Below are 14,058 nucleotides of genomic sequence, written 5' to 3' on the forward strand. Positions count from 1 at the left end.
GGACGGTCAGGGGTCGAGACTGGTGGCGGTCTCCGGCGGCCCGGACAGGCCGGTGCTGACCCAGCGGCGCTGGGTGGCGTCCCAGGACAGCAGCAACCAGCCGGATCGGTACGGCGGCAGGTGCAGGTTCTCCAACCGCAGCGCCATCTCGGGCGTCACCCGTTCCGGCAGCCGCAGCACCACCCGCGCGGCGGCGGCGGTGAGCGTGACGGTGCCCTCGGCCCGGATCTCGTCCCGCACGTCGCGGCGGGCCCGGCGGGACAGCCTGTCCCGGATCATCTGGTAGACGTCCTCCCCCGCCTTGGTCGCCAGCGCCTGGACGAACGGCAGCAGTGCGGACCCGGCCAGCGCACCGATGAGAAGCTCGGGTACACCACGGCTGACGTCGTCACGCGGTTCGGTCACATCGACCATCGTGTCACGGACCGACGTGCAGGAAGGGCGCCCAGAGCGTGGGCCGGTCCGGTCGCGCGGCGCGCAGCGCGGACACCGCCTGGTGCAGGGCCGACGCGGCGTCGTCGACGCCGACCAGCCGGGCGTAGAAGTCGGCGGCGACGCCGGGGGCGACCGCGTCGTCGATCGCCCACGCCGTGCCGACCACGTGCCGGAAGCCGGCGATGTGGCAGGCACCGGCCACGTGCAGGGCCTCGTCGTCCAGGTCCTCGTGGGAGACCCCGGTGTCGCACGCCGACAGGTAGGCGACCTCGGCGTGCGCCAGCCGCAGCCGCGCGATGTCGGCCACGGTCAGCGGGGCGGCGGCGTGGTCGTGCAGGACGAGGTGACCGTCGGCGCTCCCGTCGGCCGCGGTGACGGCGTGGCCGGCGAAGTGCAGCCACGGGTGCCGGGGCAGCGCGTCGAGCACCGACCGCCGGACCGCGCGATCACCGAGGAGCACCCGACCGGCCGGATACCGGGTGGTCAGCATCCGCACCTCGGCCGGCACGTTCGGCAGATCACCCCGTCCGGGTGTCTGCGGCAGGGCGACCACCAGCGGCACGGCCGTCCGGGTCGGCGGGCGGGACCGCCAGGCGGTGACCAGGCTGCGCACCGTCGGCGCGTACGAGGAGATCACCCGGTCCAGCACGCCCGGCCCGTCCGCCGGCCCGGCGGCGTGCAGCGGGAGACTGCTCAGCGGCCCGGTCGGCACCCACCACATCCGGGAGCCGGGCGGCGGGGCGAGCACGTCGAACACCGGAGCGGCGACGGTGTCCCAGAGCCAGACCAGCGTCTCGGCGACCGTGGCCCGGGCCTCCTCGCGGAGTCGGGCGGGCAGGCTCGGCCGGTTGGTGCGGGTGACGGCCGCGCGCAGCCGCCGGGCCCGATCGACCACCTCATCGAGACCCAGCCGCAGCGGCACCACCTGGACCCGGCCCCCGGTGAGCACCAGGGCGTCACACCGCAACCCGCTGATGTTGAGCACCACGACGGGCCCGCGCCGGGCGATCTCGGCGAGCAGGTCGTCGACCGGAGGCGGGCGTAGGAACCCGGCGAGACCGTCGACGCGACGGATCTCGTCCAGCAGCGCGTCCCAGTCCCGGGCCAGCGCGTGCCGGTCCTCGCCGGGCATCGTCACGTCGTCCGGCCGGGAACTGAAGCCGACCCCCTCCGGCCGGTCGAAGGCGCTCCGCAACGCCTCGAAGCGATCCGCCAGGTCGGCTCGCCGCCGCCGCAACTCGGTCAGCTCGGTCCGGGTGTCCAGGGCGTGTCCGAGCAGCACCCCCCGGCCGTGTTCGAGCAGCCGCAGCGCGTCGAGCGGGTCACCGGCGGCGAGGGCGCAGGCGGCGGCGTCCCGGGCCAGACCGACGAAGGCGGCCAGGTGCCGCTCCCGGTCGGTGTGCGTGACGCGCCTCGGCGCGGTCCGGGGCAGCAGTCCGACCGCGAGATCGTACGCCTGTCGGGCCTCGGCGAGGTCCCGTCCCCGGCTACTGGCGAGCACGGCGTTGGCCCACCGTCGGGCGGCCTCGACGCGTACCCGGACCGGTGCGATCGGGTCCCACGCGACCCGGCGCAGGATCGCGATCGCCTCCCGGTACGCCTTGGGTTCGCCGCTGACCGCCCACACGGTCAACGCGGCGGCCTCGCCGAGCAGGGCATCGGCCCGCAGGTAGTGCCCGTCGGGCACGGCCGCCGCCGCGTCCCGGGCGGCCCGGGCCACCCGGCGGGCCTCCCGGGGACGGGGCACCTCGGCCGCGAGCCGGGTCACCTCCGCCCGCCGGATGTTGGTCAGCACGAGCATCCGTTCCGCCCGGTTGGGGTGCCCCTCGGGGGTCGCCCGCACCGCGTGCTCGGCGAGCCAGCCCGCCTCGGCCAGGTCGGCCGGATGCCGCCCGGCGGCGTACCGCTCGACCAGGACGAGCGCGAGATTCGACTCGAAGCGCGCCCGCAGCGGGTGTCGGTCACCGGCCGCCGCCACCGCCTCACGGCCCCGCTCGACCGCCTCGTCCAGCAGGGCCCGCTCCCGACCGTTCGTCGAGCGGTACCGCAGTCGCAGCATCTCGGCGAGGTTGGAGAGCATCCCGGCGAGGTCGTCACCGGGCCCGGCCACCGCCACCGCCTCGCGGGACAACTCGACCGCCTCGGTGAGGGCGGACGAGTCGTCGTACCGCAGCGACAGGGTGAGCAGCCCGTCGGCGAGGTTGGTCAACCGGCCCGCGCGGCGCGGGTGGGCGGGGACGGTCTCGGCCAGCGCCGCACGGGCCTGGGCCACCGACTCGACCAGGTCCGCCTCGACACCGGTACGCCGCCAGCGCAGCCGCAGCACGCCGCCGAGGTTGGCGTGGAAGGACGGCGTGGCGGGGGTGCGCTCGTTCGGGTACATCGCCAACGCGTCGCGGAACAGCCCGATCGCCGCGTCGAGGTCGGCCAGGTCGCCGAAGCGCTCGTAGCGGGACCAGCGGGCTGTACCGAGACCGTTGGCGGCGGTGCTGCGGATGTCGACGTTCCGGGCGACCGTCAACACCTCGGTGAAGACGGCGAGGGCGAGCTCCAGCTCCCGCAGCGACCCGGTGCGTTCGTACGTGTCGTGGTGCGCCTCGGCCTGTCCGCACACACCGACCAGCAGGTGGTACTGCGGTGTTCCCCAGGCGTCGGGGATGCCGGTCACCGGTCCGGCGGGGTGTCGGGCTCCGCCGACAACCGGCGGGCGAACGCCTCGCCGAGCGGGTCGCCGATGCGGCGGAACCACTCGGCGGCCTCCCGGTTGCGGCCCTGCCCCATCAGGTAGAGGGCCAGGTTGGCCATCCCGTCGGTGTTGCCGGCCTCGGCCGCCCTGCGGAACCACTCGGCGGCCTCGTCCGCCCGGCCGCCGAGCTTGAGGGTGATGCCGAGACGGTTCATGTCCTCCGGCGACCCGCCCTCGGCCGCCTGCCGGGCCGCCGTCTCGCTGGGCAGCGCGGTGACGGTGAAGCCCGGTCCGCCGGCCCCGGCCGGCCGTGTCCCGCCCGACGGTCGTTGCGCGCCCGACGGTGGTGCACTGCGCCTGCGCCAACGACCGAACATCGCGCACCCCCGAGACATCGACTGTCGTCCAGTCTGTCACCGGGCCCTCGCGCAACGCAGTCCCCGAGGAGGAAACCCGACACCGCCCGCCCGCGCCGACGCCGGGCGGCGGGGTCAGCGGACGGCGGCCTCGTCGAGGTCGGCGGCGAGCGACTCCGGCGCGCGCATCCGCCAGGCGTCGGTGACCAGCTCGGCGAGCCGGTCCACCTGCACCGCCGCCAGACGCAGCATGACCAGGGGCAGCCCGTCGTAGCCGGGGGTGGTAAAGAACAGGTCGGGCTCACCGAGCAGCAGGGCCTGCTTCTCGGCCTCGTCTCCGACGTAGAGCACGGCCACGTCGGTGCGGATCACCCGTGGCCGGCCCGGCAGGCGCTCGGGATAGGACCAGACGAACCCCCGGTCGGCCACCCGGAAGTCGAAGCCGTCGCTGTCGATCTCGACCGCCTCGGGCAGCGCGAGCGCCAGCCGACGGACGTCGTCCGCGTCAGCCATCAGGACCCCTTCCGCCCGCCCGTCGCGTCACGACGACAGGCTAGTACCCGGGTCGGACACCGCGACGACGGCGGGGGCGGGACCTTCCGGTCCCGCCCCCGCCGATCAGACGTCTGCGCTCAGGAGGTGAACTTGTCCAGAGCCAGCTCGATGGCGCCGTTGTCCGGCTGCGCGTACGACTTCAGGGTCTCCCGGTTGTAGGAGATGAAGCTCGGGCAGCGCCCGGCCGGGGCGTTGATCCGGCCGCCGTCGCCGATCTTCTCGCCGGTCTGGGCGTTGTGGAAGGTCAGCGTGTAGCGCGAGGAGATGTAGTCGACCGTGATCTGCTTGTCGTCGCGGTCCTTGTACTGGCACTTGCGCGGCTCGCCCTCGCTGCCCTGGACGAAGGTCAGGCAGCCGACGACCGAGACGGTCGACCAGTCGGAGGTCCGGGCGTAGTACGGCTTGTTGAAGCCGACCGACTTGCTCAGCCAGGAACCGGGGCGGTCCGGGTTGTTGGCGAAGGTGTAGACCTTGGCGCCCTTCGCGGAGGTGTACGGCGCCGCGTTGAGCACCGGGTTGCCGTCGCACACCGCGTTGAAGTCACTGGAGTTGCGGGCCGTGACGGCGTTGTTGTTGCCGTTGCCGCCGTCGTTGTCCGGCTCGGCCGGCGTCGGCGAGGGCTCCGAGCCTTCGCCGCCGTTGTCGCCGTCGGGCGAGGGGCTGCTGCTGGCGGCGATCTGCGTGGGCTCGTCGTCGTCGCCGAGCACGAAGTACCCGATGGTGCTGCCGCAGGCGACCAGCACGGCCATGACGGCGGCGCCGATGCCCAGGCCGAGCCAGACGCCCCGGTTACCACCGGACTTCTGCGGCTGGACGGCGTAGGGCGGCGGAGGAGGGGGCGTGGGTGCGCCGTACGGCGACGACGGGTACCCCGGGGCACCGGGCCCGCTCGTGGGGTACCCCGGCGCACCAGGTCCGCTCGTGGGGTACCCCGGGGCACCGGGCCCGCTGGTGGGGGAACCCGGGGGCATCGGGTAGCCCACCGGACTGCCGGGCGGCATCGGCGGCGGACCGACCGGGGAACCGGGCGGGTTACCCCACGGGGCGGCGTTCGGGTCCGGCTGCCCTCCGTACGGAGAGTGGCTGTCGCTCATCTGAAACCCTTGTCAAGTCGAGAGGCTCACTACCGATGATCAGGATCAGGGTAGTGAGCAGCGCAAATCCTGGTGGCACACCTGTGCCACGGTCCCGTGACGTGGACACGCGACCTCCCGAGAACCCTCACTCTGGGTATCCACTGTGCTGCGGAGCGCCGATCTTCGACCTTGCTCCATGGGAAAACGGGCCATCCTAGGCACTCAGCGTGATCTTTGCCATACGACAAGCGGAGGCAACGAATCGGCAACGATCCCGGACATCGACGAACTCCCCCGCACGCCTGATCGTGCGTTCAGGAACGGGGCGGCTCTCGCGGAGACCCCCGACCGGTCCGGGGTGGACACCCCGTGCCGGTGTGCGCCGCGCCGGTGGCGGGTATCCAGACCAGGACACCGGCGACGAGGAGGACGACATGACCGAGCCCCGATACACGCCGATCGCGTTCGCCGCGGCCGGAGATCTCGTACGCGACGACGGCGCCCCGGAGGCGGGCGAGTTGGTCGGCGCGGACGACGCGGCGGCCGACGCCGCCCGGGCCGGCGCCGACATCGACCTGACCGGAGCGCAGCGGGACACCGACCCGACCCCGGTCGGCGCCGCCGACGCCGAGGCCGACCGGCGACGTGCCGCTGGTGAACTCTGACGTACGTCGCGACGTCCACCGCGACGCCCCGGGAGTGCCTCCCGGGGCGTCGCCGCGTCAGATCGCTTCGATGGCGCTAAATATTGCGCCGATGTTTCCAGCCATCGTAGGCTCCCGTGGGAGCGCTCCCGAGCCTCCGTCCCCTCTCGCCGGAGGGCCGTACCCCACCACGACCAGATTGCGACGGTCCCCATGAAGCATCCCCCGCGCCGTACCCGACGCCTCCTGGTCGCGGCCGGTGCCGTCGGCGCGCTGACCCTCGGCACGCTGGCCGCCCTGCCGACGACCGCCGCGATGGCCGCGCCCGGCTGCTCGGTCGCCTACACGACGAACAGTTGGTCCGGCGGGTTCACCGCCAGCGTGACCATCACCAACGTCGGCGACCCGGTCACCGGCTGGACGCTCGGTTTCCGCTTCCCGGACGGCGGCCAGCGCCTCGCCGAGGGCTGGTCGGCCACCTGGAGCCAGAGCGGCAGCGAGGTCACCGCGCGGAACGCGAGCTGGAACGGGTCGCTCGCCACCCGCGCGAGCACCACCATCGGCTTCAACGGCACCTTCACCGGCGCGAATCCGGCACCGACCTCGTTCACCCTCAACGGCACGGTCTGCACCGGCTCGACCACGCCCACCACTCCCCCGCCGACCACGCCACCACCGACCACCCCGCCGCCCGGCGGGCAGACCCCGGTGGCGATCAACGGACAGTTGCGGGTCTGCGGGGTCAACCTCTGCAACCAGTACGGCCGGCCGATCCAGTTGCGCGGCATGAGCAGCCACGGTCTCCAGTGGTTCGGCAACTGCTACAACGACGCCTCGCTGGACGCGCTCGCCACCGACTGGCGGGCCGACCTGTTCCGGATCGCCATGTACGTCCAGGAGGACGGGTACGAGACCGACCCGGCGGGCTTCACCAACCGGGTCAACGCCCTGGTCGAGGAGGCCACCGAACGGGGCATGTACGCGATGATCGACTTCCACACGCTCACGCCCGGCGACCCGATGCACAACCTGGAGCGGGCCAAGACCTTCTTCGCCGCGGTGTCCGCGCGGCACGCGTCGAAGAACAACGTGATCTACGAGATCACCAACGAGCCCAACGGGGTGAGCTGGTCGACCATCAAGAACTACGCCGACCAGGTGATCCCGGTCATCCGCGCCAACGACCCGGACGCGGTGGTCATCGTCGGCACCCGGGGCTGGTCCTCGCTGGGCGTCTCGGAGGGCGCCAACCACACCGAGATCGTCAACAACCCGGTGAACGCGAGCAACGTCATGTACGCGTTCCACTTCTACGCCGCGTCGCACCGGGACAACTACCGGGCCGAGGTCGAGCGGGCCGCCGCCCGGCTGCCGTTGTTCGTCACCGAGTTCGGCACCGTGGACTACACCGGTGACGGCGCCGCCGACCTGGCCAGCAGCACCCAGTGGCTGGACCTGCTCGACCGGCTGAAGATCGGGTACGCCAACTGGACGTTCTCCGACAAGGCCGAGGGCAGCGCGGCGTTGCGGCCGGGCACCTGCAACGGCGGCAACTACACGGGTACGTCCGTGCTCACCACCTCGGGTGCGTTCATGCGCGAGCGCATCCGGACGCCGGACGACTTCCCGACGAGCTGACCGGGGGCGGCCCCGGCGCAGATCCGCCGGGGTCGCCGCTCAGCGGGCGTTCCAGTAGCCCACTCCGGTCAACTGCTGGCGGCCCACGCCGAGCCCGCGCCGGATGTGCTTGACGATGCTGCGGGTGGTGGCCGCCTCGCAGGCCACCCAGTAGTAACCGCCGTCGCTGGCCGGCATCCCGTCGCGGACGGTGTCGACCAGGTGCCGCCCGTCGTCGCGGCGCGGCACCCACACCACCTCGTGGTGCGCGCGGGCGCGGGCGGCCAGCTCCTTCTCGTCCTCGTGGGCGTACTCGATCCAGACCGTCGCCGGGATGTCCTGCGCGCTGTCCAGCAGACTGTTCACCGCCGGCAGTGAGGCCGCGTCCCCGACGAGATAGAGGTGCCGGGGCGCCGGGTCGGGCAGGGCGAACCCGGTGCCGTGCACGGTCGCCTCGATGGTGTCGCCGGGGCGGGCCGCGCCGGCCCAGCGGGCGGCGACGCCGTCGTGCAGCGCGAACTCCAGATGGAAGCGGCCGGTCTCCGGGTCCGGGTCGACGAGCGTGTACGCCCGCTGGTGCGCCCGTCCGTCGTTGTCGAACCAGAGCCGGATCCACATCGTCGGGTGGACCTCGCACTCCTGGAGCAGCCCGCCACCGTCGACCAGCAGGCGCTGGTAGCGCTCGTTCACCGGCGCGGAGTCCAGGACGGTCAGTCGGAAGTTCCGTCCGCCCATCGCCTTGAGGACCAGCGACTCCCAGTTCCGCTTCACCCGTGCCTCCTGCTACCGTGCCGAAAAGTTAGGTTAGGTTAACCTAACTCGCCGATCTTGGCGAGAGACACCTCCGAAGTGAGGCAGCATGTACCAGGAGAAGATCGCCGACCTCGGCACCCTCAGCCTGACCACGGTCGACCCGATGGTCGACGCGGAACTCCTGCACGGCTGGGTCACCCAACCCCGTGCGGTGTTCTGGGGCATGGGTTCGCACACCCTCGACGAGGTACGCGAGATCTACGAGTTCGTCGACGCCCTGACCACCCACCACGCCTACCTGATCCGGCTCGACGACGTGCCGATCGGCCTGTTCCAGACGTACCAGCCGGCGGCCGACCCGGTCGGCGAGCGCTACCCGGTCCGCCCCGGTGACATCGGCATGCACCTGCTGCTCGCCCCGCCACCCGGTCTGCCCCGCGCGCTGGCCAGCCCGGTCGGCGCCGCCCTGGCCCGGTTCCTGTTCCTGGACCCGACCCGGGACCGCATCGTCGTCGAGCCCGACGTGCGCAACGACGCGGCCCGCCGTCGACTGCTCGCCGAGGGGTTCACCCTGGCCGAGGAGATCGACATGCCGGACAAGCGGGCTCAGCTCGCCTTCCTCACCCGGGCCCGGTTCGAGGCGGACCGACCGGTGCTGACCCACCACTGACCCGGCACACGACACCGCCCGACCACCAGTGGGGAGCCTGGCGGCCGGGCGGCCGTCGCGGGTGGACACCCGCTTCGTGGTGACGTCGACGGGGCGACGAGGATCAGCGGCTCACTCCTCGCCGCCCTCGTCACCACCCTCGTCGTCACCGAAGGAATCGAAGACCTCCTCGGCGACCATGCCGCCGACGAATCCGAGCGCCGCGCCGCCGACCACACCGGCGGCGACCGCGCCCACGCCCGGCCCGCGCCGCTCGTGGTGCTCCTCCTGGTAGTGCCCGTACGTGGGCTGCTGCGGCGGGTAGCCGACCGGCTGCCCGTACCCGGGCTGAGGGTAGCCGGGCTGCCCGTAACCGGGTTGGCCGTAGGCGGGCTGCCCGTAACCTGGCTGCCCGTAGCCCTGCGGGCCGGGTTGGGCGAAGCCCGCGCCGGGGTGCAGGGTGCGGTACTGGTCGAGCGCCTGGCGGAACCAGCCGTCGACCTCGGCGGCCCAGTCCCGCTGGTCGGCGTCGGCGTGCGCGACACGGTAGCGGCCGTAGGTGTCGTGCCCGCCGGTGAACAGGCCGCCGCGCCGGTCGAACTCCAGCACCACGTCGACGCCCTGCTCGTCGGCGAGGAAGGTCAGTTCGACCTCGTTGACCTCGTGGGCGTACTGCGGCGCGGCGAAGAACTCGATCTCCTGATAGAAGGGCAGCGTCTGGTACGCCCCGGCGATCTGCCCGTGCTCCAGGTCGGCGCCCTTGAACCGGAAGCCCAGCCGTCCGAACGCCTCCAGGATCCGCTCCTGCACCGGCAGCGGGTGCACGAACACCGGGTCGAGGTCGCCCTTGTCGACCGCGCCACGGATGGCGACCTCGGTGCGCAGGCCCATGGTCATGCCGGGCAGCCGCTGGCCGTAGACGTCGGTCACCGGGGTCTGCCACGGCATCGGGATCTGGAACGGCAGGGCCAGGTGCTGCCCCTCCGCGAGGCGCAGCCCGCCCGCGACCGGCACCCGGTGGAACTCGACGGTCGCGTCGTGGTCGCCGTCCGCGCCGTCGACCTCGACCCGGGTGACCAGGCTCAACACGACCTGGTCGATGTCCACGTCCTGACTGCCGCCGGTCAGGTTCACCTGGCCGGTCAGCACCGAGCCGGGGCGGGTGCCCGGGTCGGACAGGACCGTGTCGACGCTGGGCGCGCCGATCCCGAAGGCACCCAGCATCTTCTTGAACACCACGAGCTTCTCCCTCGACAACAGGCGCGACCGTGGCACGGACGTGAGACTTCTACGCCTAAGCCGTTGCGTCGCAACGGGATCGGCGCCGTCCATCATGGATCCCGTCGAGTCGGGAAGCTAGCACCGGCGGCTGAAAAGTAGCTGAGAGATATCGCACTGTCACCATCAGTGAGAGTCCCTCACGTGGGAGGCCGGTTGCCGCCCTGGTCAGCCGCGTACCGGGCCGAGCAGTGAGTCGTCCGGACCGGCCGAACCGGCCGCGTACTCCTGCAACGGCACGTGCCCCGCCTTCCAGGCGGCCAACACCGGCTCGACGATGCGCCAGCACTCCTCGGCCACGTCGCCCCGCACCGACAGCGTCGGGTCGCCCTCGAACGCGCCGCGCAGCACCTCGCCGTACGCGGGCAACTCGCCGGGGCCGAAGTCCGCCGTCAGGTGCACCTGGTTCAGGTCGAACGGGTTGCCGGGGCCGTTGATGTTCAGGTTCAGCCCGAGACAGTCCGGCCCGAACCCGATCCGCAGCCGGTCCGGCTCCTCGTACCCGGTCAGACCGTCCGGCACCCGGGCCGGCTGCTTGAAGGTGATGACGGCCTCCTTGCGTACCGCCGAGGTGGCCTTGCCGGAGCGCAGCCGGAACGGGACTCCCGCCCAGCGCCAGGTGTCCACCTCCAGCACCACCTCGGCGAGGGTCTCGGTGTTCCGGCCCGGGTCCACGCCCTCCTCGGCGGCGTAGTCGGGCAGGTGGCGGCCGTCGACGTCGCCCGCCGTGTACCGGGCCCGGCGGCTCGCCGCCACCGGGTCGTCCTGCCACAGCCGGACGGCCCGCAGCACCTGCGCCTTGCGCCCGCGCAGTTCCTTGGCGCTCAGCGTGGGCGGCGGCTCCATGCCGAGCAGGGCCAGCACCTGGAGCAGGTGACTCTGCACCATGTCCACCAACGCGCCCGCACGGTCGTAGTAGCCGGCCCGACCCTCCAGGCCAAGGGTCTCGTCGAAGACGATGTCCACGCAGGCCACGTGGTTGTTGTTCAACACCGGCTCGAAGATCCGGTTGGCGAAGCGCAGGCCGAGCAGGTTCAGCACGGTGGACTTGCCGAGGAAGTGGTCGATGCGGTGCACCTGGTCCTCGGGCACCAGCGTGGCCAACAGCTCGTTGAGCGAGCGCGCCGAGATCCGGTCGACGCCGAAGGGCTTCTCCAGCATCAACCGGGTGCCCGGCGGTACGCCGATGCGGGCCAACGCGGCGGCCGACCGGGCGGTCACGAACGGCGGCAGCGCGAAGAAGATCACCACCGGGCCGGCACAGCCACTGAGCAGCCCCCGCAGGTCCTCCTCGCGGGTCACGTCGGCGCTCACGTACCGGGTCTCGCGGAGCACCTCGTTCTCCACCGGGCCCTGCGCGTCGACGCTGGCGAACGAGTCGGCCACCCGGCGACGCCACCGCTCGTCGTCCCAGTCGTCCATGCCGCTGCCGATCAGCCGCAGATTCGGGACCGCGCCGCTGGCCAGCAACCGGCCCAGCCCGGGCAGCAGCAGCCGACCGGTCAGGTCGCCGCTGGCGCCCAGCACCAGCAGCGTCTGCCGAGGGGTGGCGGAGGTCTCGGAGGCGGCTGCGGGAGCCTTCGGTGCCGACGTCGTCATGCCTCCACCTTGCCCTGTCCGTTCCGGGACCGGGCAGCGACCCCGCCGTCATCCGCCGCCCGTGCGCGCAGCGCATCGACACCCACGCGGATCGTGACCGGTCCGACCGCGTCCGGCCCGGTGCGGCGATCTTCGTGTGGCAGGCTGGTCCCATCCCGCCGGACGGACGACGCCGGCGTGCCTACCCTGCGAGGAGACGATCGATCCGATGGCTGCGGACGTCACCACCACCGACGAGTGGCAGGCCCTGCGCAAGCACGCCGACGAGATCCGCGCGACGCACCTGCGGGACCTGTTCGCCGGTGATCCCGACCGGGGCGAGCGGTTGACCGTCGAGGTGGCCGATCTCTACGTCGACTACAGCAAGAACCTGGTCACCGACGAGACCCTGGCCCTGCTGACCGCGCTGGCCGAGCGGGTCGGACTCACCGACCGCATCGCCGCGATGTTCGCCGGAGCGCACATCAACGGCACCGAGGACCGGGCCGTCCTGCACACCGCGCTGCGGCTGCCCCGCGACGCCACGCTGACCGTGGACGGCCAGGACGTGGTGGCCGACGTGCACGCCGTCCGGCAGCGGATGGCCGAGTTCGCCGAGCAGGTGCGGTCCGGCCAGTGGCGCGGGCACACCGGCGAGCGGATCCGCACCGTGGTCAACATCGGCATCGGCGGCTCCGACCTCGGGCCGGTGATGGCGTACGAGGCGCTCAAGGCGTACCGCGACGCCGGCATCTCCTGCCGGTTCGTGTCGAACATCGACCCCACCGACATCCACGACACCACCGCCGACCTGGACCCGGCCAGCACGCTGTTCGTGATCGTGTCGAAGACCTTCTCCACCCAGGAGACCCTGGCCAACGCCCACCAGGCCCGACGCTGGCTGCTGGCCGGGCTCGACGCGGGCGACGAGGCGGTGGCCCGGCACTTCGTCGCGGTCAGCACCAACGCCCAGCGGGTCGCGGACTTCGGCATCGACCCGGCGAACATGTTCGGCTTCTGGGACTGGGTCGGCGGACGCTACTCGTTGCCGTCGGCGGTCGGCCTGTCGGTGATGCTCTCCATCGGCCCGGCGCGCTTCGACGAGATGCTGGCCGGCTACCACGCCGTGGACGAGCACTTCCGCACCGCGCCGCTCGCCCGCAACGCCCCGGTGCTGCTCGGGCTGCTGAACATCTGGTACGTCAACTTCCTCGGCGCGCAGACCCACGCGGTGCTGCCCTACTCGCAGTACCTGCACCGGTTCCCGGCCTACCTGCAACAGCTCACCATGGAGAGCAACGGCAAGTCGGTCCGCACCGACGGTCAGCCCGTGTCGTACGACACCGGGGAGATCTTCTGGGGCGAGCCGGGCACCAACGGCCAGCACGCCTTCTACCAGTTGCTGCACCAGGGCACCCGGCTGGTGCCGGCCGACTTCATCGGGTTCAGCGAGCCCAACCACGAGATCGGCGACATGCACGACCTGTTCATGTCGAACTTCTTCGCCCAGACCGCCGCGCTGGCCTTCGGCCGCACCGCCGAGCAGGTCGCCGCCGAGGGCACCCCGACGGACCTCGTACCGCACCGGGTGATGGCGGGCAACCACCCCACCACCTCGATCACGGCCCTCAGTCTCACTCCCGCCACGCTCGGCCAACTGGTCGCCCTCTACGAGCACATCGTCCTCACCGAGGGCGCGATCTGGGACATCAACCCGTTCGACCAGTGGGGCGTGGAACTCGGCAAGGTGATGGCGAACCAGCTCGCCCCCCTGCTCACCGGCGACCAGCCCGACCTGACCACCCTGGACAGCTCCACCGCCGCCCTCATCCGCCGCTACCGAACCCACCGCAACCGCCCCTGACCCCCCTGCCCCCTACCCCCTGCCCCCACCCCACCCCCACCCCACCCACCCTCGGCCCGTTGATCAAGGAGTTCTGGTCACCCCTGGTACGCCCACAGAACCAGAACTCCTTGATCACCCCAGCAGGTCCGGGAAGCCGCCCCGACGGGTCGACCTGCCCTGTGCCGCCTCCAGATCAAGAAGTTTTGGTCGCTAGCGGTGCGTCTACGGGGCCAAAACCCCTTGATCACCTCGGGCTGGGCGTCGGCGTGCCGCCTCGATGGTGTCGCCGAGCCGGTGGGCGGTGCTTACGCCGGCTCACTCGCGCCTCGACGTCAAGGTCGTGCTCGATGCTGGATCGAGTGGTTGTCGTGGCGCTGGGATGCCACTCGATCCAGGATCGAGCGTGATCTCGGCGAGGCGGTCGAACGCTCAACTGCCGAACCGGTGCGCGACCAGGGTCGGCGTGCATCTGTGGGTCTGGGACCTGTCGAGCTGCGATCGCGACGGGCACCGTCGTGATGCGACGGTGCGCGGGCCGGGGCCGCGATCCGTCTGTGCCATCAGCTCGATAGTGCCCGCAAACCC

General features: G+C 72.1%; 12 protein-coding genes. 4 read left to right on the top strand and 8 right to left on the bottom strand.

What is annotated here, in order from left to right; all coding sequences use genetic code 11:
* Positions 1 to 6: 6 nt before the first annotated feature.
* The 5 genes from ACIBMZ_RS15310 to ACIBMZ_RS15330 form a co-directional block, all read right to left on the bottom strand.
* Entirely contained in the window at positions 7 to 405 is a 399-nt protein-coding gene (locus ACIBMZ_RS15310; RefSeq protein WP_396694046.1) for a hypothetical protein, read from the bottom strand.
* Between the two features lie 13 nt (positions 406 to 418).
* Positions 419 to 3,103, bottom strand: coding sequence for a CHAT domain-containing protein (locus ACIBMZ_RS15315; RefSeq protein WP_396694048.1), 2,685 nt, complete (start codon positions 3,101 to 3,103; stop codon positions 419 to 421).
* Positions 3,100 to 3,498, bottom strand: a complete 399-nt coding sequence (locus tag ACIBMZ_RS15320) for a tetratricopeptide repeat protein (RefSeq protein WP_396694050.1) — start codon at positions 3,496 to 3,498, stop codon at positions 3,100 to 3,102. The genes ACIBMZ_RS15315 and ACIBMZ_RS15320 overlap by 4 nt, the downstream gene beginning before the upstream one ends.
* A 114-nt stretch (positions 3,499 to 3,612) precedes the next feature.
* A complete protein-coding gene (locus ACIBMZ_RS15325; RefSeq protein WP_396694052.1) occupies positions 3,613 to 3,990 on the bottom strand; it encodes an MmcQ/YjbR family DNA-binding protein in 378 nt (125 codons plus the stop codon).
* Positions 3,991 to 4,109: 119 nt separating this feature from the next.
* Positions 4,110 to 5,126 (bottom strand): hypothetical protein, encoded by a 1,017-nt coding sequence (locus tag ACIBMZ_RS15330; protein ID WP_396694054.1) that lies wholly within the window; start codon positions 5,124 to 5,126, stop codon positions 4,110 to 4,112.
* A 416-nt stretch (positions 5,127 to 5,542) separates the two neighbouring features.
* Here ACIBMZ_RS15330 and ACIBMZ_RS15335 point away from each other — a divergent pair, with 416 nt between their 5' ends.
* Together ACIBMZ_RS15335 and ACIBMZ_RS15340 are read left to right on the top strand one after the other, a co-directional pair.
* Positions 5,543 to 5,773, top strand: coding sequence for a hypothetical protein (locus ACIBMZ_RS15335; protein ID WP_396694056.1), 231 nt, complete (start codon positions 5,543 to 5,545; stop codon positions 5,771 to 5,773).
* A 192-nt stretch (positions 5,774 to 5,965) separates the two neighbouring features.
* Positions 5,966 to 7,390, top strand: a complete 1,425-nt coding sequence (locus ACIBMZ_RS15340; RefSeq protein ID WP_396694058.1) for a cellulase family glycosylhydrolase — start codon at positions 5,966 to 5,968, stop codon at positions 7,388 to 7,390.
* Between the two features lie 39 nt (positions 7,391 to 7,429).
* Here the strand turns inward: ACIBMZ_RS15340 and ACIBMZ_RS15345 are convergent, their stop codons facing one another.
* Positions 7,430 to 8,140: a siderophore-interacting protein gene (locus ACIBMZ_RS15345; RefSeq protein ID WP_396694060.1), complete on the bottom strand. Its 711-nt coding sequence runs from the start codon at positions 8,138 to 8,140 to the stop codon at positions 7,430 to 7,432.
* 88 nt (positions 8,141 to 8,228) lie between these two features.
* On the opposite strand from ACIBMZ_RS15345, the gene ACIBMZ_RS15350 reads away from it, so the two are divergent.
* A complete protein-coding gene (locus ACIBMZ_RS15350; protein ID WP_396694062.1) occupies positions 8,229 to 8,792 on the top strand; it encodes a GNAT family N-acetyltransferase in 564 nt (187 codons plus the stop codon).
* A 111-nt stretch (positions 8,793 to 8,903) separates the two neighbouring features.
* Here ACIBMZ_RS15350 and ACIBMZ_RS15355 read toward each other — a convergent pair whose 3' ends face one another.
* Positions 8,904 to 10,010, bottom strand: coding sequence for a sporulation protein (locus ACIBMZ_RS15355; protein WP_396694064.1), 1,107 nt, complete (start codon positions 10,008 to 10,010; stop codon positions 8,904 to 8,906).
* 207 nt (positions 10,011 to 10,217) lie between these two features.
* Positions 10,218 to 11,648, bottom strand: a complete 1,431-nt coding sequence (locus tag ACIBMZ_RS15360) for a glucose-6-phosphate dehydrogenase (RefSeq protein ID WP_396694066.1) — start codon at positions 11,646 to 11,648, stop codon at positions 10,218 to 10,220.
* Positions 11,649 to 11,856: 208 nt separating this feature from the next.
* Between ACIBMZ_RS15360 and pgi the strand changes: the two genes are divergently transcribed.
* Positions 11,857 to 13,491 carry a glucose-6-phosphate isomerase gene (gene pgi / locus ACIBMZ_RS15365; RefSeq protein WP_396694068.1) on the top strand — a complete coding sequence of 545 codons (1,635 nt, stop codon included), beginning with the start codon at positions 11,857 to 11,859 and terminating at the stop codon, positions 13,489 to 13,491.
* Positions 13,492 to 14,058: the final 567 nt, after the last annotated feature.

It is taken from the genome of Micromonospora sp. NPDC049900, from assembly GCF_044461025.1.
Taxonomy (GTDB): domain Bacteria; phylum Actinomycetota; class Actinomycetes; order Mycobacteriales; family Micromonosporaceae; genus Micromonospora.

What these genes read in the sequence shown, in the direction of transcription:
- ACIBMZ_RS15320 (WP_396694050.1), bottom strand. Translation starts at nt 3,498, where the DNA reads ATGTTCGGTCGTTGGCGCAGGCGCAGTGCACCACCGTCGGGCGCGCAA.
- ACIBMZ_RS15350 (WP_396694062.1), top strand. Translation starts at nt 8,229, where the DNA reads ATGTACCAGGAGAAGATCGCCGACCTCGGCACCCTCAGCCTGACCACG.
- ACIBMZ_RS15330 (WP_396694054.1), bottom strand. Translation starts at nt 5,126, where the DNA reads ATGAGCGACAGCCACTCTCCGTACGGAGGGCAGCCGGACCCGAACGCC.
- ACIBMZ_RS15335 (WP_396694056.1), top strand. Translation starts at nt 5,543, where the DNA reads ATGACCGAGCCCCGATACACGCCGATCGCGTTCGCCGCGGCCGGAGAT.
- ACIBMZ_RS15340 (WP_396694058.1), top strand. Translation starts at nt 5,966, where the DNA reads ATGAAGCATCCCCCGCGCCGTACCCGACGCCTCCTGGTCGCGGCCGGT.
- ACIBMZ_RS15325 (WP_396694052.1), bottom strand. Translation starts at nt 3,990, where the DNA reads ATGGCTGACGCGGACGACGTCCGTCGGCTGGCGCTCGCGCTGCCCGAG.
- ACIBMZ_RS15360 (WP_396694066.1), bottom strand. Translation starts at nt 11,648, where the DNA reads ATGACGACGTCGGCACCGAAGGCTCCCGCAGCCGCCTCCGAGACCTCC.
- pgi (WP_396694068.1), top strand. Translation starts at nt 11,857, where the DNA reads ATGGCTGCGGACGTCACCACCACCGACGAGTGGCAGGCCCTGCGCAAG.